This is a genomic window from Donghicola sp. (genome assembly GCF_025210255.1).
GTDB classification, from domain to species: Bacteria; Pseudomonadota; Alphaproteobacteria; order Rhodobacterales; family Rhodobacteraceae; genus Donghicola; species Donghicola eburneus.
This window is the reverse complement of the sequence record NZ_JAOARZ010000014.1, coordinates 38,647-56,757: the sequence shown is the minus strand read 5'-3', so window position 1 is coordinate 56,757 and position 18,111 is coordinate 38,647. Positions and strand designations below refer to the sequence as shown.

The following is an 18,111-nucleotide window of genomic DNA, read 5'->3' as shown; positions in this document are numbered from 1 at the left end:
GCTGCGTCAGATGACAGCGCGTACAGGCTCGGCATTATCGAGCACAACGCGTATGTGCAAACGGCTCGGTGATGGCGAGTCCCTATCGACAAACTCGACGACGAGTCGCTGCTTGAACAAACGCCCTTCGGCGACAAAGAAGAGTTCGGCTGGAAACGGGCGCAAGCTAATATCGGACCGCGTGCAGCCGTGGGCTAACTTCATCCCCGTTCCGCTTATGTCCTTGACTGGCAGGTTATATCCGCCAAACACGAGCGTCCCCGCAACACGCATACGCGGGAATTTCCGACGTTCGTTGCGAACTTTGGTCGGGACGGGATGCGCAATCAGTGTGTGGTAATCATAGTTCGGACGCGGCCCGATTATGCCGCCCGGTATCTGCATATCAGCCCAAAGCGGGGTATTCCCCTCTCCCCAGTGCTGAGGGTAGTCCGCCTTCGCGGAGGGTCCCAATATTGCCTGATGTGTCATTTTCTCTCCCCCACCCTCTGCGTATTGCAAAAAAGGATACGTTCTAATCAACGGACTGCAGTTACAAAGTGTTATATCTTTGGAGAAAATTTTCTTCGAAAAGGTGGTAAGCTATTTAGATAGCTCGCCGCGCGGGATCTCAGGGTCCTACTTCCATCCAATGGTGCCACGGCATCTTTGAACCAAAGCGCGGACAAGGCTTCCTCGAGCAAAAGCCGACACAATACTCAGATGATCCATCTATTGATCACGATTCGACTAGTAATAGACGCTTAACTCTGCGCCTACGGCAGCGACACGCCGCCGAGCGGGGCCAGCCTGTCATTCGGTGGATACGCTGATTTTCTCGCCTCATTCTTCTGGTTTCAGCGCAAACTCCCCCAATTTCCCCCTTCCACGGCACGGAAAATCCATGAACCATATCGCGGCGTATCGCTTCGATGCGCCAGTTTTTGTTTGTTTCATTGGTTAACAGGTTATCTGGAATGGTCAGTCCGACTGTCTTGGCTCAGGCGAGCCTTTTCTCTCATCTTGTCTATGGCGAAGACCGCCTTCCTGCGTCCTACCGTGGGTCTGGCGACAACGGCATGGACGATAGGTACGACAGCTACCTAAGCACGCTGGGTTGGGACGTTTTGGAACTGCCGCTCTCGGGCAACGCGGCAAGCTATAAAACCGGCGGGCTCTACAGCGGTGGCGCGGACCAAGGCGACGCGGATGCGCAGGCCTTGGTCGCGGAGACGGTGATGCCTGATGGGTCCAGGACCGTCATGCTCAGCTTTCGCGGCACTGATGACATCGCGAACGCTGTGCAGGGCCAAGCCTTTACCAAAAGTGGGCTGCAAGCATATTACGCAGGCTTCGACGCGCTGATTGATGCCGTGGTGACTTATGTAAACCAGAGCGGTAACGGCATCGACCGTCTGGTGGTGACGGGCCACAGCTTGGGTGGGTCCATGGTCGATGCCTTCATGATGTCGGATCGGGATCGTGTTTCCTCTAAGGTAGACCTTGAGGCGGTGGCGATCGGGTCGGCAGGCTTGCACCCAGATATGATCAAGGATGTGGATCTAAGTGGCTATACGCTCGTCTCGCATGACGGCGATCTGGTGGTCCAACCTGAACTGGCGAAGTGGTGGCTGCCGACCACCGTCCTGTTGAACAATGCCCATCCCGATGGCGTTGAGTTTGTTTTCAAGCTGCCCAATCTGGCTCGCCTGCCCAGCGGTGTGAATTGGCAGTCAACAAACTATGCTGTCGGACTGCAGCACGAAAGCAAGCTCTACTACGAAAACGCCTATGCCATCGCAACTGACCCGCTGGCGCACTATTTCACGTGGTCCAAGGCGATCATGGGGAACGGCGCAGACGCGGATGGCGACAACGTCGAGGCAACAGGATCGGACGCTGATGACCCCAGCGCGAATGATAGCGGGAGCCGGACTTTGACCGGCACCAACGTCAAAGACTTTATCTTGGGCCGCGAAGGCAACGACGCCCTAAAGGGGCGCGGCGGTAATGATTTGTTGTCGGGCGGGACGGGCAACGACACTGTGTACGGGGACAAAGGCTCGGACCGGATGCATGGGGGCTACGGACACGACAAGCTGGACGGCGGAGAGCAAAATGACTGGCTCTGGGGCGGGTCTGGCGATGACACGCTCATTGGCTTTCACGGTGATGATGCTCTGGACGGCGGAAGTGGCAAAGACCGTCTCTTTGGCCAAAACGGGCACGACCGTCTGGACGGAGGAGATGATGGCGATCTGCTGCGCGGTGGCTCTGGCAATGACAAGCTCGTTGGTGGTGGCGGGAACGACACCATGTTCGGCGACACAGGGAACGACAGCCTGCTCGGCGGAGATGGATCGGACCAGATGCGCGGCGGACGCGGGCACGACAACGTAGTGGGCTATGGCGGCAACGACCGGCTATACGGCGAAGATGGGAACGACTGGATCAAAGGCGGAGACGGTCATGATAGCCTGTACGGAGCCGACGGGAGCGACCGGCTCGTGGCAGATGAGGGCAACGACCGGCTCTATGGTGGCACAGGCGCGGACCGCATGGCCGGCGGCGCGGGAAATGATGTGCTAAAGGGCGAAAATGGCGCAGATTTCCTACGCGGCGACAGCGGCAATGACACCCTGCATGGCGGAGCCTACATGGACACCTTGATTGGCGGCGCGGGGAACGACACGCTGACGGGCGGCACAGGTCCGGATGTGTTTGTCTTTGCCGAAGGGAACGGCAAAGACGTGATCACGGATTACGAAGCAGGCTTTGACCGGCTGCAGTTCAACGGGCTGAAATCCAGCGATTTGAGCGCCTCGCAAAAGGGATCAGATACAGTGATCGTGGCGGATGGTCTGGAAATCCGGCTGAACGACGTGGATCTATCGGACCTGACGGCCTCGGACTTCATCTTTTGATTGCGAACTGCGCGGGGCAGGCCCCGCGCGTTTTTAGACCTCTAGCAAAACCGCTCCAGCGCGCTGGCCAGAGGCCACGATATCGTGTGCTTTGGGACAGTCCGCAAGCGGCATCACCTCGGCCACCCGCATTGCTAGCGCCTTGCGCTCTAGCAGGTCGGTCAATTGCACTGCGCAATTGGCCCGCTGGTCCGCGCTCAGGATATAAACCAGCACCAACTCAAGCGTCACAGCTTTGAACATCAGCGGATAAAACGGCACGACAGGCGACATATCCTTGGCCGAGCCATAGGCCGCAATGGTGCCACGCTCTGCGATTAGCTTGGTGTTGGTTTCGGCATTTGCGCCAAACTCGACCTCTACAATCCGGTCAATCAATTCGCCATCGGTGGCATCTAGCACCTGCTCGGCCAGATCGGACGCGCTGTAGTCAAAGACCTGCTCGGCCCCTGCAACCTTGGCCGCGGCGATGCCTGCCTCGCCTCGTGCTGTGGCAAAAACACGGGCCCCCGAAGCCGCAGCGACTTGGACCGCCAAGTTGCCGACTGTCCCTGCCCCGCCAGAGACCAGCACGGTTTTGCCCCTGACATCGCCACCGCCCAGCACGCTCTGGACGGCGGTCATCCCGGGGATCCCCAGAATAGCGCCCTCTTCAAAGCTGGTGACATCAGGCAGCGGGACCGCCTGTAACGACGGCACCGCAATGTATTCGGCCGCCGTGCCAAAGGCGCGCTGCCATTGACCGTTCCAGATCCAGACCCTCTGACCCACGCGGGCGGTGTCGACGCCCTCTCCCACCGCCTCGATTACACCCGCGCCGTCGCTATGGGGGATGATCAGCGGAAAGGGCGGCTCTGTGACGCCAGGCCGCGTGCCTGCCCGTGCCTTGACGTCCGAGGGATTCACCCCCGACACTTTCAGTCGGACCAGAACTTCGCCGGCTGCAGGGGCCGGCGTTTCGACCTCTTGCAGTTCCAGTACCTCGGCTGCAGCGCCGAAACGGTTGTATGTGATTGCGCGCATCATCCTCCCCTTCGATGAGTTTGGCCTATTCGCTGGGGCAAACCTTGCCCCGTTGTGGCGGCCAAAGAAAGGACCCGATCGTATATCCCTGAAATCGTGACCGGCGCGACCGGTCAGCGCATGGACGCGCCGCCGCCGCGTTCTAGTTCGCTCATCACGCTACAATGCGAACAGGAGGAGAAACGATGTTCAAAGGTCTTGGCCTTGCGATGACCCTGATTTGTGGCGGCATGCTGGCCGTCCCAGCGCTGATACTGCAGCTGGTCTAAGCATCCGAGGGGCGCGGCATTCAAACGTTTGCCGCGCCTGACTTAAATGGCGCGTTGTTCCCGTGGGGTGACGCCAAAGGTTTGACGGTATAGCCTGCTGAAATGGCTGGGGTTTTCAAATCCGCAGGCCAACGTCACTTCGGTCACCGACATCTCGGTTTCCTGGAGCAATTGACGCCCCTTGGCCAACCTCAGGGACATGAGATACTTCTTGGGCGTCACATCCAGATACCGTTTGAACAGCCGCTCCAACTGCCGGTTCGAAACGCCGGATTCCTCGGCCACGTCGGTCATAGTGATGATCTGGTCCAGATCCCGCTCCATAATCCGAATAGCTTGCGAGAGCTTCTCTGATCGAATGCCGTAGCGCGCCTGAAAGGATACGCGCTGTGGCGCACCACCCTGCCGCACGGTGTTGTACAGCATCTGATCAGAGACGGTCTCTGCCAAGGCCCGCCCATGGGTGTCCTGAATCAGCGACAGCACCAGATCCGCCGCAGCTTGCCCGCCGGCCGCGGTCATGACCGGTCCGTTTTTGATGAACACCGCATTACTGAGATGGACCTGTGGGAATTCTTCTTTGAAGGGCGCGTGAAATTCCCAGTGCAGCGCAGCCTCTTGATCATCCAGTAGGCCAGCCTCTGCAAAGGCAAAGGCGCCGGAACAGAAGGTTGCGATGGTCGCGCCTTGGTAGCGGGCACGCCGCAAGAGCGAGAGCAAAGGTTTGTCGATATGGTCGCGTAGGTCGTTGCCGGGCACCAGAAACAGGTAGTCGTACTTCACCACGTCAGCAAAGCTGTGATCCACCATCATCCGCACCTCGTTCGAGGCCGTAACAGGCGCCCCGTCCGCAGACATGAAGGACCAAGAGTACAGACGCTCACCCGACATGCGGTTCGCAATGCGCAAAGGTTCAAGGGCGTTCGAGAACGCAAGGTGGGTGAATTCCCCCACAAACACAAAGAGCACTTGCGACGTCGTATCCATCACATTCCTTTACTCGAATTTCAAATCCGGCCAAATGCCATACTTAGGCGGCGTACCGGCGCGTTCACAAGAGCCACAAATGTCTCAGTCGGTTTCGCTTAGGACTTTGCGCGCCACGCGGAAACACTCTAGCGCCTGCGGGACACCGCAATAGATGCCCACCACGTGGATAATGGCGCGAATTTCATCAGGCGAGACGCCGTTGTTGATTGCGCCACGGCAATGGATTTCCCATTCATGCATTTTGCCCAAGGCACCTATCATCGACAGGTTCATCATGGACCGCGTCTTGGGATCGATCACATCGTCGCCCCAGCCAAAGCCCCAGCACCATGCGGTCATGGCCTCTTGGAACGGGCGGGTGAAATCATCCGCGGCGGCCAAGTTCTTCTCAACGTAATCCGCGCCCAGGGTCGCTTTGCGTTGCTCTAGCCCCTTGAGGAACAGGTCTTCGTCGAATGTGCTCATGGCGGATCTCCTGCTGCTTCGGCCAGATTTGGCTCTTAGGCCTATCTACCGCCAAGCTATGGGTCAGGTCACCTGTGCAGGTAGCGAAAGGGGCGCTGAAAATGCGCCCCTGCTCTCATGTTCTCTGGCTCACGCGCAGATCATACCGCGCTGCGGCGCCCCCAAACTCAGGCATGTGCTTTGAGATGCTGAGCAATGGTCTTCGTCCCCTTGCTCTGGCGCGTCGGCAGGACACGGTAGATTGTCTCGATCCAGCAATAGATGCCAAAGGCGAACATCCCCGCAGCCAAAAATCCCAACAGGTATCGACCGTAGGCTTGGCTCCGCACAAGTTCAAAGGCTTGAGACAGGCCACCCGCTTGGTCCGCATCGGCTTGCATTGCAGCAAACAAGAAGAAACCGCCGATGATGGCCACGACGACGCCGCGCGCCATCAAGCCCAGCCGGATCGGGGTCGAGAGTTTCTCCAAAATGGGCGACCAGCGCAGGTTTTCACGGTATTTCTCGGACCAGCCTTTGTACAGGTACGCGAGGCCAGCGCCGATCACACCCAACCCCACGGCTCCCACAATGATCTGTCCGAAAGGCATGGCGAGCAGCTTGGAGGTCAAAGCCTCTTTTCCACCACCGCCGCCACTACTTCCAAGGGCAAGTCGCGCAATGGATAGCGACAGGGCGACGTTCACAGCGCCGCTCAGACCTTGGCCGATCCGCGCGATCACGCCCTTGGTCTCGTTGCCCTCGTCTTCTAAATCCATGTAGCCGCAGACCAGACGCCATATGCCGTAGCACAAGAGCCCCGTTGCAATCGCCAGAATGATAGATTGGCCAAAGGGCTGTCCAAACAAGGAACTCAGAGCGCCCTTCTTGTCCTCGCCCGACCCGCCGTGCCACGCAGACAACAGCGCCAGACCGCCGGTCAAAAGGTAAACTACACCACGTGCAGCATATCCTGCCCGCATCAAATACTCGACCCAGACGGGTGCCCGCTCTGCCATGAAACAATCCTCTTTCCGTATGGGGACCCAAGAGAAAAGCAGGACCCTTTGTTCCCTGAAATCTTGCAAAGCGCCTTAATTTCTTTGGGCCAGATGGATGGCACCCACGGGCTCAGACCCAATCGCGCCGCCCCACGCGGAGGCTCTGGTTGCCATGCGGGCCGCGCTTACTCTCTGGCCAGTGGGGCGAAGGTTTGGCTTTCGAGAAATATCATCCTGCAGGCCAATCCATCTTACTCGCGGCGCAGAAGAAATACATGAAAAAGCGGATAAAAATTCGATTACTCCGGAAAACCTCTATTCTTTCGAGTAGGGCTCTCGTTATACTCACGGTTGTTTCGCTTACATAACAACAAGAACTTTTGTTTCAGGAACGGTGCATTGGTTGAACTTGGATTACTCGCTCTCATGGCTGGGCTTTCGCTCGGGACGTTTTTTATGGATCAGGACAATGACGGAGGCGACGATGACGGCGCGGACCCGGTCCCTGACACCGACCAAGAGACCGCAGAAACGCCGGCGGCCAGCACTGTCGTCAACATAAGCCAGAACGACGGTGTCGATATCCAAGTGCCAGAGGACGAGACGCGTTCGCTTGCTGTGATCTATTTTAAGGACACGCAGGACGACCCCGATGACTTTGTAAAGACAGACGAAGCACGATTCTATCTGGTCCCAGAAGATGTGGATTGGTCCAGCGTTTCTTGGGAGACCCAAGTGGAGATGCCCGATGCAGGCCCCGTTCCAGAGGGGACTCAGACCCTGTACAATTATAATCTGCCAAGGTTCGAAGAGCATTTCGGTCTGGAGCTGATCGCGACTGTCGACCTCAAAGGCGTTTCAGACGAGGTCGAGAGCCCTGCCGACCGGCTTGGCGGGATTACATCGAATGTCCCGATCGAAGGCTACTATCTGGAAGCCGTTACTGATGGCGACAACCTCGGGTCCTTTTTGCCAGAGGACTACGTGGAACTCCGTGATGGTCTGGCACAAGAAACCGTGACCGAGGACACCACCGGATCGGACTTCGCGGAATGGTTTTACGCAGAGACGGACGGCCTGACGATTGACGGTGCCGGTGGCGACGACATTCTAGAAAGCGCCGGGGACCATGCGTCTATCATCGGCGGCGCCGGCGATGACCGGATTGACGTGACCGGCGTTGATACCGTGATAGATAGCGGCGCTGGCGACGACCAAGTTACAGCCTTGGGCGGCACGTTCTCTCTTGGAGCGGGCGACGACAGTGCGCGCTTCTCTGGAGGAGAGATTTTGGCCCATGGCGGTGCCGGAGACGATACGATCAGTGCCTACGATACAGACGACGCTCTCATTTACGGGGAAACCGGTGATGATAACCTTAATGTTTCGGGGATCGGCGCCGTCGCGCGCGGTGGCGGCGGCGCAGATTTCGTTAGCGTCAACAACGGCGCGAAAGGCTATGGCGGAACCGGCGATGACCACCTGAGTGTCGATAGTGGCAGCACGGGCGTTGGCGGCGCGGGCGATGATCTGTTTACCGTGTGGAACTTTTTCCGCGACGAAGACGGTGCAGCCACAGTCACCGGCGGCGAAGGCGCGGACACATTTGATGCCCAAGTGCGGAACGCCTATCGCGGTGAAACCGACGACATCTACATGCGCATCACAGATTTCAATCCAGACGAAGATGTCTTGCAGGTCGGCGTATTCTCTTCGCACAACGCGGTCAAAAGCATCGACATTGTCGAAGCAGAGGATGGAACCTACACAGACGTCATGGTCAAATACAAAGCGTACCAAGGCATCAAAGGCGGCGTAGCTGTCATTCGTCTGGATGGCACGCCAGGCATTACACCAGATCAAATCGTGATCACCGATTGATGGACGCGCTGACAGGGCCCCTGTCAGCGCTTAACCTTACCGGTCGGGTGGCCGGTTAGAAGATCACGATGTCTTCGGCGATCACATCCAGCGCCGCCTCTGTCACGCCAAGCAGCGTGATGATGTTGTCATTACCAAGGTCAAAAACCACATCGCCTTGGGCGTTCACTCCGCCATAAGCCTCGACCAGTGCGTCTTGGTCGGTGATGCCGTCCGTGGCAAAGTCGTCAATGCGCAACATATCGACACCCAGTTCATAATCGAGGACAGTGTCCTGCCCCCAAAAGGTCGAAAACACAAAGACGTCGTCGCCATCACCGCCACCTAGGGTGTCTTCCCCGTGACCGGCGTCCAAACGGTCGTTTCCCGCACCGCCGAACAGAGTATCCGACCCTTTACCCCCTAAAAGCGTGTCGTTGCCGGACATGCCAACCAACGAGTCGTTTGCCGTGCCGCCGTCCAGCACGTCATTGCCCTTTTCGCCCCATAGGCTGTCGTTGCCCTTGGCGCCTTTGATAGTGTCGTTGCCTGCACCGCCTTTCCCGAAGTCATGACCGGCATCGAGCCACAAGCTATCGTGTCCCGCGCCGCCATCGACAGAGTCGCCGCCAGCGCCACCGCGCAAGACGTCAGTGCCACCGCCCCCCTTGAGCAGGTCTTTTCCGGCGTTGCCTCTCAAAACGTCAAAGCCCGCGCCCCCGTAGAGTTTGTCGTTCCCAGCAGCACCGCACAAGAGATCCTGCCCTCCATCCCCATGAAGTTTGTCCCGCCCATTATTGCCGAGCAAAGTATCGTTGCCCGCACGGCCAAAGAGCTTGTCGTGCCCTGCCCCGCCTTTGATAAAATCGTCGCCATCGCCGGCATCTAAGGTGTCGTTGTTCTGACTGCCATACAGGCTGTCCCCATAAGCCGATCCCGCGATCTCTACAGTCGCGGCTCGGTCCATATCTGGCAGGGTCAGGCGGATTTCGACCCCCTCGCCGGACTGGCCGTTGATCTGATCCAAGATGTCCCCGAAGTTAAAGAACTCGAGCAAACCAATGCTCAGATCCACGTCTTCGGCGAACTGGAACTCGACGCTCTGGGTCAGGGTGCCCGTGCTGATATCGTGATACAGAAATTCAGAGAGCCGACTGTCAGCCGCTGCAGCGTGCCACGCGTCGATGTCATCAGTGTCAAACTCTTGGGCCGGATCGATCCGCGCGGGAAAGCTGCCGGTAAAGGTGTAGGAGGTTGCGCCATCGACCGGCGTATAATTGACGATTGTCGGATCAACACCCAAGACCGCAAAGGCATTGGCCCCGCCCGTGGTGAGCACGCTCCAACTCTGATCCGCAAACGCGTCAAAGATGAAACCGGATGTCGTGCTGACACTCAAACTTGGGTCGAGCGAGCGGATTTGAATAACCGTCGTCATGAGATGAAATCTCCAGAGCTATAGAAAGAAAGAATATCTCTTTCTATCGCAAAGCCGCGAAAAATTCTATTTGGATTAAGGCAACCGACTAACAGGTTTTCCGGACTTGATTTGTTGATTTCAGAATTTCGAAGGTTCGCAGAGGTTTGTCAGTGATTTCACCATTCTTGATCACTTCTGTCAGATCGATTTGAAAATCCCAGCCAATCCACGGGTAGGTTCAGGTTGGTATAATCCCCCTCAGCCTCATTAAATTGTAATCCTTGCATTCACAACCACCGCAAACGAGCGCTCACTCGTTACGTATGCCGTACATCATCGACGCAGGCTTGGACGCGCGACGCAATTCCGGCGCAGCCTCTAGAATTTCAGCAGGGCTTTTGCGAACCCCACCTGATCGCAATTCTACTCTTGCAGAATTTATTGTCGAACTTGGACGAGCGCCAATCTGTCGAAAAAATCCTTATTTTATTGGGTTATTGTTTCCATAAACCGCCAGAATCAATCTAAAGTTGTACGCACGGTGCTTTATAAACCTGAGTTTAATTAGTTCAACTTTTCACGAGGATCACAGAGATGACCGCTATTGGCCAGCGCGTTTATGACGATTATGCCTTTACCAATGACTTACCAATTAACCCCCAGATCGACACCAAGTGGACAAAGTCTCTGACCTTACAAATGCAGGAGACTGAGCAATTCCTTGGCATGTATGACGAGGATGGCAATAAGCTGATGACGTCCGTGTGGGGCTATTCGATGCCTGGCATGACGCCCGGTTTTCATGGCCCGACGATCATTGCTTATGAAAACAGAAAGCTCGCGATCACTTACGAAAACGCGCTGGATGTGGACGGTCACCTTTTGCCTGTGGATGACACAATTCACCAAGCGCGCCCGTCGAACGGCACCATTGACGATGGTGTCATTCCGTTGGTCGCCCACTTGCACGGCGGTCACACAGACTCGATCTATGACGGCAGCCCAGAGCAATGGTATACGCAGGATGTAGAAACCAGCTCGGGCTACTCGGCCAAGCTCCTGTCGGGCTCTCTCTTTGGCGGCCTGCCCATCCTTGGCGATGTGCTCAAGAACGTCGGCCACTGGTTCTCTTTCAAGAAATCTTGGTACAATAACAGTGGCAAGGACACACCAGAGACCAATCCTGGTGACACCGGAGAGGATTATTCCGGCAACACCTTTATCTACGACAATGATCAAGAGTCTGCGCCGCTGTGGTACCACGACCACGCCTTGGGCCTGACGCGCCTGAACGTCTACGCGGGCCTTGCGGGCATGTATATCGTCAAGGACAACGAGCGGAAACTGCTGGAAAAGAAGGGCATCCTCGCGGACACCAAGGATGTGGTGGACGTGGTTCTGCAGGACTACTCCTTTGATGACGAAGGCAACCTGTATTACCCCGGCCATGGGCACGACGTCCTGCCCGGCGATCCTGACACGATGGTCATGGATGAAATCCCGCAGGAGTTCTACGACGACAATGGCGATGATGCTGTCTCGATCCTGCCCGAATATTTCGGTGACGTTATTTTGGCCAACGGCATGGCTTGGCCCAAGATGGATGTGGGCACAGGCGAAGTCCAGATGACGTTCCTGAACGGGTCGGACTCGCGTTTCTACAAGCTGGAATTGGACAACGCGAACGTCCGCGCCACGCTGGTCGGCACCGAGGGAGGTCTCCTGCCCAACGCGCGCAAAGTCTTTGACGGGGACGGTAAGTTCGAAGCCAACGAATTCATTTTGCTGGCCCCCTCAGAACGGGTCGAGGTTGTGTTCGACTTCTCGAAGCTCAAGGACGGTGAAAAGGTCACCCTGCTAAACACCGGTGCCGCCTATGAGCCCTACAAAGGCGTGAGCTACAACACCGGCGAGTTGAACGTTGCAGAGGCCGCGACCATCGACGATCCCGTCGGCGCAGTTATGCAGTTTGTCGCGGACGATAGCATCGAGATGGAGAACCTGCTCGTCAAGCACAACACCAAGCTCGACTACGACTTCAGCACCATCAAGAAGCGCGACATCGACAATGTCCGCAAACTGGGTCTGTTCGAAGGGTCCGACGAGTATGGCCGCATCAAGCCGCAGCTCGGCACCGCCGAGGAGGGCAAGCTGCACACCGATGACATGACGCCCGACGGCGCCTTTGGTCCTTTGGGCTGGATGGCAGAGACAACCGAGAAGGTGAAACTCGGCGACTCTGAGTACTGGGATATCTTCAATTTCACCGAGGATGCACACCCCGTTCACATCCACCTCGTGCAGTTCCAAAATGTCCGGAAATACGCCATCGACTATGAAGACGAGGACGAAGATGGCATTCCCGACGATCTGGATGGGGATGGCGAGATCACCTACGGCTACCAGAAAAAGGGCGATACCCTTGGCGCGGATTGCGATGTGATGATCTTTGACAAAAAGAGCTTGTCTTTCCGTACCGAAGATCGCGGATGGCAAGACACCACCACCGTCGGGCCCAAAGAGATGGTGCGGGTCGCAGCCACTTACGACAAGCCCGGTGAGTATGTCTGGCACTGCCACATTCTAAGCCACGAAGATAACGACATGATGCGTCCCTTCATGGTGGAAGAGTTCATCTAAAACCATGTCTGGCCGGAATTGCTTCCGGCCAGACGTCAACGGATTATGGATACGGCTAGCAGGCCATCACGGCATAGTCCCTGATCAGGTTTGGAACACATACGTCCCCGGCGCAGCCCCATGAACGGGATAACCCGCTTTGGGGGCTCCCATCTGGGGGGCATCTGTTTGTCCCGACGATCGTCCGGCCAGCCATTTGGCCCAGTGCGTCCACCAAGATCCCTCGATCGGTGGCTCCGAGGCGAACCAAGTATCTGGATCAACATAGCGTTCCCCCTCCCCGCGATGCCCCACACGGTAGTGGCGACGCGGGTGGCCAGGCTCGCTGATGATGCCGCCATTATGGCCAGAGCTGGTCAGGGCAAATGTGAGATCGCAGTCACTGAACAGGCGGATTTTGTAGACGGACTTCCACGGTGCGATGTGGTCGCTTTCTGTCCCCACGACATAGAGCGGCACCGAAATATCCTTGAGCGCGATCACGCGGCCCTCTACGGCAAACCGCCCCGCGGTCAGCCGGTTTTCCAAGAACAGACCGCGCAGGTATTCAGAATGCATCTTGGCAGGCATCCGCGTGGTATCGTTGTTCCAGACCGTCAGGTCCGAGGGCAGATCCTCTTTGCCCAGCCAGTAGCGTTTGACCGCACGGGTGTAGATCAGATCCTCGGCCCGAATGGTCGCGAAGGTTCGGCTCATTTGCGGGCGGTCCAAGTAGCCTTGGGCCCACATTAGATCCTCTAGGAAGGCGACCTGACTTTCATCTAGGAAGAGCAGAAGTTCCCCCGCCTCGGAGAAATCGGTTTGCGCGGCCAACAAGGTCACAGAGGCAAGGCGATCATCCTCGTCCCGCGCCATGGTGGCCGCTGTGATGGACAGGATCGTACCGCCCAGACAGTAGCCGACCGCCTGAATCTTCTGATCGGGGACGATGGCACTGATCGCATCAATCGCCGCCATAACCCCGTCTTTGCGATAGTTTTCCAGCGTCAGGTCCGCATGATCGCGGTCCGGATTGCACCAAGATATCGCAAAGACCGTAAACCCTTGGGATACCAGATAGCGGATCATTGAGTTGTGAGGCGACAGGTCGAGGATATAGTATTTCATGATCCAAGCGGGCACGATTAAGATCGGCTCTGCCTGCACCTTGGCGGTGGTCGGCGAGTATTGGATCAGTTCGAACAGGTCATTGCGGTAGACCACTTGCCCCGGCGTGCAGGCCAAATCCTCGCCCACGCGAAACCCTTCGGGCGCTTCGGGACGTGCTTGGGTCATGGTGTGGATCATATCCTCGGTCAGGTGCCGCGCCCCTTCGATGATATTGCGCCCGCCGCATTTGCGGGTCTGCTCGATGATCTCTGGGTTGCTGATCGGCAGGTTCGACGGCGACACCACATCCAGAGCCTGACGCACCATAAACCGCACTCGGTCGGAATCCGCCTCGCTAAGGCCCCGAAGCTCTTCGGTCGCGTGGTTCCACCAGTCCTGCGTGGCCAAAAAGGACTGCTGCCAAAACCGGAAAGGCATCTTGGCCCAGCCCGCATGGGTAAAGCGGTGATCATAGGCCATCGGTTTAAAAGGCGGAGGATCGGTTGGTTCAAAGGCATTGCGCGCGGCGTCCGCCATCACTTTGAACGCGTTTATCACGGCCCTCTCGCCCAATTCCAACTGCCGCCCCGGCGCACGGCTCATATGGAGCGCCCAGTCATTCCACGCCTGATAGATCGAAAACGGAGAGACCCCGCCCGTATTCCGCGCCAGAACCGCGCGGGACATTCGATCCAGATCGGCATAGGGATGGCGGTCGGCGGCAGTTTCGGCTGATTGTTTCTCTTCTTGGGGGCGAATGTCTTGGTGGTCGCGCATGTCACATACTCCTCGGAAACGGCAGAGGCTCGCTTCTGGTCCTGTCGCAGTCTTTGCGGTGACGATAGGCGGGCCAAAGGGTGCCGCCTTGATTTCGGTCAATGAAACGCGGACCTCACGGAGCTGTGCGCAGACCAAACGGATGCAGGAGGAAGCGGTGACCCGCTCCCCCCTTTTGCCGCCAGAGGAGGTTGTGCTGGCGGTTTACCAAGGCCACCAATGACCACACGCAAACAGACACTCGTGACACACAATCGCTGGGATCAGACAGAGGCTCGCAGTGGCGGCTGATCCTTCTTGATCCGGATGACGAAACAGGCCCCGCCCAACGTGCGCGGGCATTCAGCAGCAATTGTCCCGTTCATCCGCTCGACCAACCGTTTGATGATCGACAGGCCAAGACCGCTGGACCCCGATACATGCTTGGGCTCTGAAGTCTCGAACGGCAAAAAGACTTTGCGGCGCTGTTCTGGCGCAATGCCGCGGCCGTTGTCCTCGAACAGGATTTCGATCCCGTCTGCCTTGTCTTCACCCGTGAACAGCAGAGAGATATCCTCGCGCTGGCCATGCTGGATCGAGTTCTCGATCATATTCTCGACCACCCTCTTGAGCGCCTGCGGATCGGCAGAGACTTCGACCTGATCCAGTCCAACCACCTGCACTGCGGCGCGGCCCTTGAACTGTTCAGCCACACCTTTGATCAGCTGACCGACTTTGACGGGGGTAAAGTCCATCGGTTCGCTATGACTGTGGATGAAGTGGACGAAGCTGCGGCTCAGGTCCTCGACCCGTTTCAGCGTTTTGAGCAGCAATTCATCAACAGCCTCGTCGGTCATGCCTTTGGCTTGCTTATAGCCCTCTCGCATGGTGATCAGAGTGCGCGCATTGCGGATCGGCGCTTTCAAATCATGAGAGAGCGAACTGACCAGCAAAGACTGGTCCGCGTTTTGCCGCTCGATCATCTTGGCCTGCAATTCATTTTTATGCGCAAGGGCCGCATTCTCTGCCCCGAACTGCAGGACACGGGTCAGGCCCATCACCAGCAGCGTGAACATCCCAAAGACAACAAGGCATTCAAGCACATTGTCGGGGTGCGGCACGTTCGAGAACCAACTCAGCAGCAAAAGGACTGCCACAGGCGCCGCTAGGTAATGCTGCCAATCCTTCAGGATCAGGCGCGTTTGGCGCACCGCCACGACCCATAGCACGGCCGCAAATGTCAGGATCGTCGCGATCCCCATCCCATTGCCAACGGTCAATTGCAGAATGTGTTCGTCCTCCATCATCAGGTCGATCACGCCATAGAGGGTCAGCCCAAGCACGATGAAAAACCGCGCTGGCTGCGCAAAGTCCTGACGGAAGCCTGCCAACCGGACCGCGACGATCATTGCAAAACCAGTTTCCAAAGTCGGCACGCCGGGCAAAGCAACGCCTGCGCGATCCGACAACTGGGTGAACGCAAAGTGGCTGAGAAAGACATTGGAGAGCTGGAACAGCACCACGATCATCGAGATCGCGATCAGTGCATTTCCCGCACATCGCTGCAATTTTTGCAACAGCACGGCAGTCGGGCGGTACATCAACGTGCACAGCACGATCAAGAGTACGGCGGCAGTGGCCTCGGTTCGTTCAACACGCGCAAAGAAAGGAAGAACCGTCTCAATCTGCGCGCGCCAGATTTCGAGGTATTGGGAAATCGCAATCACAAAAATCATAAAAGACCAGAACAGATTGTTCTGCTGCGTAGACATACGCTTGAGGAGTTTATGCGTCTTCATACTTTTATACTTGTTCAACCACAGCGCATTCTGGCGGTGCGGCGGGCAATCCGGCTTTTAAGTTATGTTCAGGACAGCCCACTTGAGGGAAAGGCAGCACAGTCAGCACTGGGCAGTGAGGGGAGAATGTCATCGGCGGGTTCGGGAGTGATCCAATTCCACCAAGGACGGCACAGTTCAGTTGGGGCCAATTTCGTGCCCATATTGTATGTAGACCTTCTGGCCTATCTTAGTTTTGTATACATGATGTAGCATCTAGGTCCGATAGTTTCGCATCACTTACAAAAGTCTTAACGGCAAAATCGCGAGATAGTTTCGCCAAACTACCAACCTCATCTCATTGATAACAAAATATCTTTTGATGTACGACCATCGTTCCACCAGAGATGTTAGCGCTACCGCATTGATACAAAAAGAAGATTTGCCCAGTGCCTGAGAAATCTCCCACTTTGGTCTGAGATTGTTTTTTAATCACTTGGTCCAGATTTCCAAACCTCGCGGTCGCCGATGCTGCTCTTTACGACAGCCAGGGTCCGTACACGGCCCCCTACGATTCCGACTGGCACGCCCCAAATTCCCCAAGACCTGCCGGAAATCACTGGCCATTCCGATGACGCTTGCACTGGTGTGACCACCTGCCTAGAACTTTTGCATTGGTTTATTTTGTCTTAGGTCATTTCCCATATGGCGCCTCTCACCATACAACGCAGCGCTTCGGTTCCCGATGAACTGCGCGTTGCGCGCTGTCTGAGTGCCCCGCACCGTGGCCCAAGACTGGTGTTTTTCAGTGGTGGCAGTGCGCTGAACGGCATCTCGCGCCGATTAAAGCGGTACACCCACAACTCGGCCCACCTGATTACCCCGTTTGACAGTGGCGGCAGTTCCGAAGTGCTGCGCAACGCCTTTGCCATGCCCGCCGTTGGTGACCTGCGCAGCCGCCTCATGGCCTTGGCCGAGGAAACAGATCTGGGTCAGCCAGATATCGTGCGGCTCTTTTCCCATCGCTTTCCCGTAGACGCCGCCCCTGCTGTTCTGGAGAGCGAGGTGGAGCAAGTGCTGGCGGGCGAACACCCCTTGGTCCGCGCTGTGCCGCAGCCCATGCGGATGCTTGTTGTGTCACACCTGCAGTCCTTTGCCCAACAGGCGCCCGTAGACTTTGACTATGCTGGCGGCAGTGTTGGCAATCTGGTCATAGCGGGGGGCTATCTGGCAAACGAACGCCTGCTCGAGCCCGTTCTTTTCATGATGTCCAAAATGATGGATGTGCTTGGCACGGTCCGGTCGGTCGTGGACGTCAACCTGCATATCGGAGCGGAGTACGCAGATGGGCGCGTGGTCATCGGTCAAAAAGAGATCACCGGCAAAGAGCTGCCCCCGCCCGAAGAACGCATCCAGCGCCTGTTTCTGTCCGACGGCACGACCGAAGTGCCCAGATCTGAGATCATCCTGCCAAAGCGCAATCGCCGCTTGATCCAGAAGGCCGATCTGATCTGCTATCCTCCGGGCAGCCTGTTTTCCTCGGTGGGCGCGAACCTTTTGCCTGCACGTGTCGGCCAAGAGATCGCCGCAACGCAAGTGCCCAAGGTATACGTCCCCAGCTTGGGCTGCGATCCCGAAAGCTATGGTATGAGCCTGTGCGAACAGGTGGGTGCGCTGCTCGACATTCTTTGGTCAGATGCGGGCCCAGGGGTGCCAGCGACCGCGCTCATGACCCACGTGATCTGCGACAGCTCTGTGCCGGCCTCGGAATGTAATGCTGTCATCGAACGGTTCGGCATTCCCTGCGTGCCCCTGCCCTTGGCCGATGAAACAGGCAAGCGCTACGATGCGACGAACTTTTGTGAAATGTTGGTGTCACTGGTTTAGCGCGCTGAAAATCGACTGCCATCCGATTGCCCCTTGCGTCACGAGACACGG

At 57.1% G+C, this 18,111-nt stretch carries 12 protein-coding genes; 4 read left to right on the top strand and 8 right to left on the bottom strand.

The features are described 5' to 3' along the window. Nucleotides 1-6: 6 nt before the first annotated feature. Nucleotides 7-471 carry a hypothetical protein gene (locus N4A58_RS03980; RefSeq protein WP_293708046.1) on the bottom strand — a complete coding sequence of 155 codons (465 nt, stop codon included), beginning with the start codon at nucleotides 469-471 and terminating at the stop codon, nucleotides 7-9. A gap of 485 nt (nucleotides 472-956) precedes the next feature. Here N4A58_RS03980 and N4A58_RS03975 point away from each other — a divergent pair, with 485 nt between their 5' ends. Beyond that, entirely contained in the window at nucleotides 957-2,903 is a 1,947-nt protein-coding gene (locus N4A58_RS03975) for a hypothetical protein (protein WP_293708045.1), read from the top strand. A gap of 33 nt (nucleotides 2,904-2,936) precedes the next feature. On the opposite strand, the gene N4A58_RS03970 is transcribed toward N4A58_RS03975, so the two are convergent. From N4A58_RS03970 to N4A58_RS03955, 4 genes are all read right to left on the bottom strand, one after another. Beyond that, a complete protein-coding gene (locus N4A58_RS03970) occupies nucleotides 2,937-3,926 on the bottom strand; it encodes an NADPH:quinone reductase (protein ID WP_293708044.1) in 990 nt (329 codons plus the stop codon). A gap of 311 nt (nucleotides 3,927-4,237) precedes the next feature. Next, the gene (locus N4A58_RS03965) at nucleotides 4,238-5,182 is read right to left on the bottom strand and encodes a GlxA family transcriptional regulator (protein WP_293708043.1); all 945 of its coding nucleotides are present in this window, start codon (nucleotides 5,180-5,182) and stop codon (nucleotides 4,238-4,240) included. An 84-nt stretch (nucleotides 5,183-5,266) separates the two neighbouring features. Further along, nucleotides 5,267-5,650 carry a carboxymuconolactone decarboxylase family protein gene (locus N4A58_RS03960; protein WP_293708042.1) on the bottom strand — a complete coding sequence of 128 codons (384 nt, stop codon included), beginning with the start codon at nucleotides 5,648-5,650 and terminating at the stop codon, nucleotides 5,267-5,269. A 167-nt stretch (nucleotides 5,651-5,817) separates the two neighbouring features. Next, nucleotides 5,818-6,648, bottom strand: a complete 831-nt coding sequence (locus N4A58_RS03955) for a DUF1206 domain-containing protein (protein WP_293708041.1) — start codon at nucleotides 6,646-6,648, stop codon at nucleotides 5,818-5,820. A 438-nt stretch (nucleotides 6,649-7,086) separates the two neighbouring features. On the opposite strand from N4A58_RS03955, the gene N4A58_RS03950 reads away from it, so the two are divergent. Then, nucleotides 7,087-8,511, top strand: a complete 1,425-nt coding sequence (locus N4A58_RS03950; RefSeq protein WP_293708040.1) for a hypothetical protein — start codon at nucleotides 7,087-7,089, stop codon at nucleotides 8,509-8,511. A 55-nt stretch (nucleotides 8,512-8,566) separates the two neighbouring features. Here the strand turns inward: N4A58_RS03950 and N4A58_RS03945 are convergent, their stop codons facing one another. After that, a complete protein-coding gene (locus N4A58_RS03945) occupies nucleotides 8,567-9,928 on the bottom strand; it encodes a calcium-binding protein (protein WP_293708039.1) in 1,362 nt (453 codons plus the stop codon). 576 nt (nucleotides 9,929-10,504) lie between these two features. Here N4A58_RS03945 and N4A58_RS03940 point away from each other — a divergent pair. Next, a complete protein-coding gene (locus N4A58_RS03940; protein WP_293708038.1) occupies nucleotides 10,505-12,550 on the top strand; it encodes a multicopper oxidase family protein in 2,046 nt (681 codons plus the stop codon). An 84-nt stretch (nucleotides 12,551-12,634) separates the two neighbouring features. Here the strand turns inward: N4A58_RS03940 and N4A58_RS03935 are convergent, their stop codons facing one another. Then, a complete protein-coding gene (locus N4A58_RS03935; protein WP_293708037.1) occupies nucleotides 12,635-14,416 on the bottom strand; it encodes an alpha/beta fold hydrolase in 1,782 nt (593 codons plus the stop codon). A 263-nt stretch (nucleotides 14,417-14,679) separates the two neighbouring features. Further along, nucleotides 14,680-16,194: a HAMP domain-containing sensor histidine kinase gene (locus tag N4A58_RS03930; RefSeq protein WP_293708036.1), complete on the bottom strand. Its 1,515-nt coding sequence runs from the start codon at nucleotides 16,192-16,194 to the stop codon at nucleotides 14,680-14,682. Nucleotides 16,195-16,878: 684 nt separating this feature from the next. Between N4A58_RS03930 and N4A58_RS03925 the strand changes: the two genes are divergently transcribed. Continuing rightward, nucleotides 16,879-18,060, top strand: coding sequence for a GAK system CofD-like protein (locus N4A58_RS03925; protein WP_293708035.1), 1,182 nt, complete (start codon nucleotides 16,879-16,881; stop codon nucleotides 18,058-18,060). Nucleotides 18,061-18,111: the final 51 nt, after the last annotated feature.

Excerpts from the sequence above, each read along its gene's own strand:
- N4A58_RS03935 (WP_293708037.1), bottom strand. The coding sequence starts at position 14,416 with ATGCGCGACCACCAAGACATTCGCCCCCAAGAAGAGAAACAATCAGCC.
- N4A58_RS03965 (WP_293708043.1), bottom strand. The coding sequence starts at position 5,182 with ATGGATACGACGTCGCAAGTGCTCTTTGTGTTTGTGGGGGAATTCACC.
- N4A58_RS03975 (WP_293708045.1), top strand. The coding sequence starts at position 957 with ATGGTCAGTCCGACTGTCTTGGCTCAGGCGAGCCTTTTCTCTCATCTT.
- N4A58_RS03950 (WP_293708040.1), top strand. The coding sequence starts at position 7,087 with ATGGATCAGGACAATGACGGAGGCGACGATGACGGCGCGGACCCGGTC.
- N4A58_RS03945 (WP_293708039.1), bottom strand. The coding sequence starts at position 9,928 with ATGACGACGGTTATTCAAATCCGCTCGCTCGACCCAAGTTTGAGTGTC.
- N4A58_RS03925 (WP_293708035.1), top strand. The coding sequence starts at position 16,879 with ATGGCGCCTCTCACCATACAACGCAGCGCTTCGGTTCCCGATGAACTG.
- N4A58_RS03970 (WP_293708044.1), bottom strand. The coding sequence starts at position 3,926 with ATGCGCGCAATCACATACAACCGTTTCGGCGCTGCAGCCGAGGTACTG.
- N4A58_RS03930 (WP_293708036.1), bottom strand. The coding sequence starts at position 16,194 with ATGAAGACGCATAAACTCCTCAAGCGTATGTCTACGCAGCAGAACAAT.
- N4A58_RS03940 (WP_293708038.1), top strand. The coding sequence starts at position 10,505 with ATGACCGCTATTGGCCAGCGCGTTTATGACGATTATGCCTTTACCAAT.
- N4A58_RS03955 (WP_293708041.1), bottom strand. The coding sequence starts at position 6,648 with ATGGCAGAGCGGGCACCCGTCTGGGTCGAGTATTTGATGCGGGCAGGA.
- N4A58_RS03960 (WP_293708042.1), bottom strand. The coding sequence starts at position 5,650 with ATGAGCACATTCGACGAAGACCTGTTCCTCAAGGGGCTAGAGCAACGC.
- N4A58_RS03980 (WP_293708046.1), bottom strand. The coding sequence starts at position 471 with ATGACACATCAGGCAATATTGGGACCCTCCGCGAAGGCGGACTACCCT.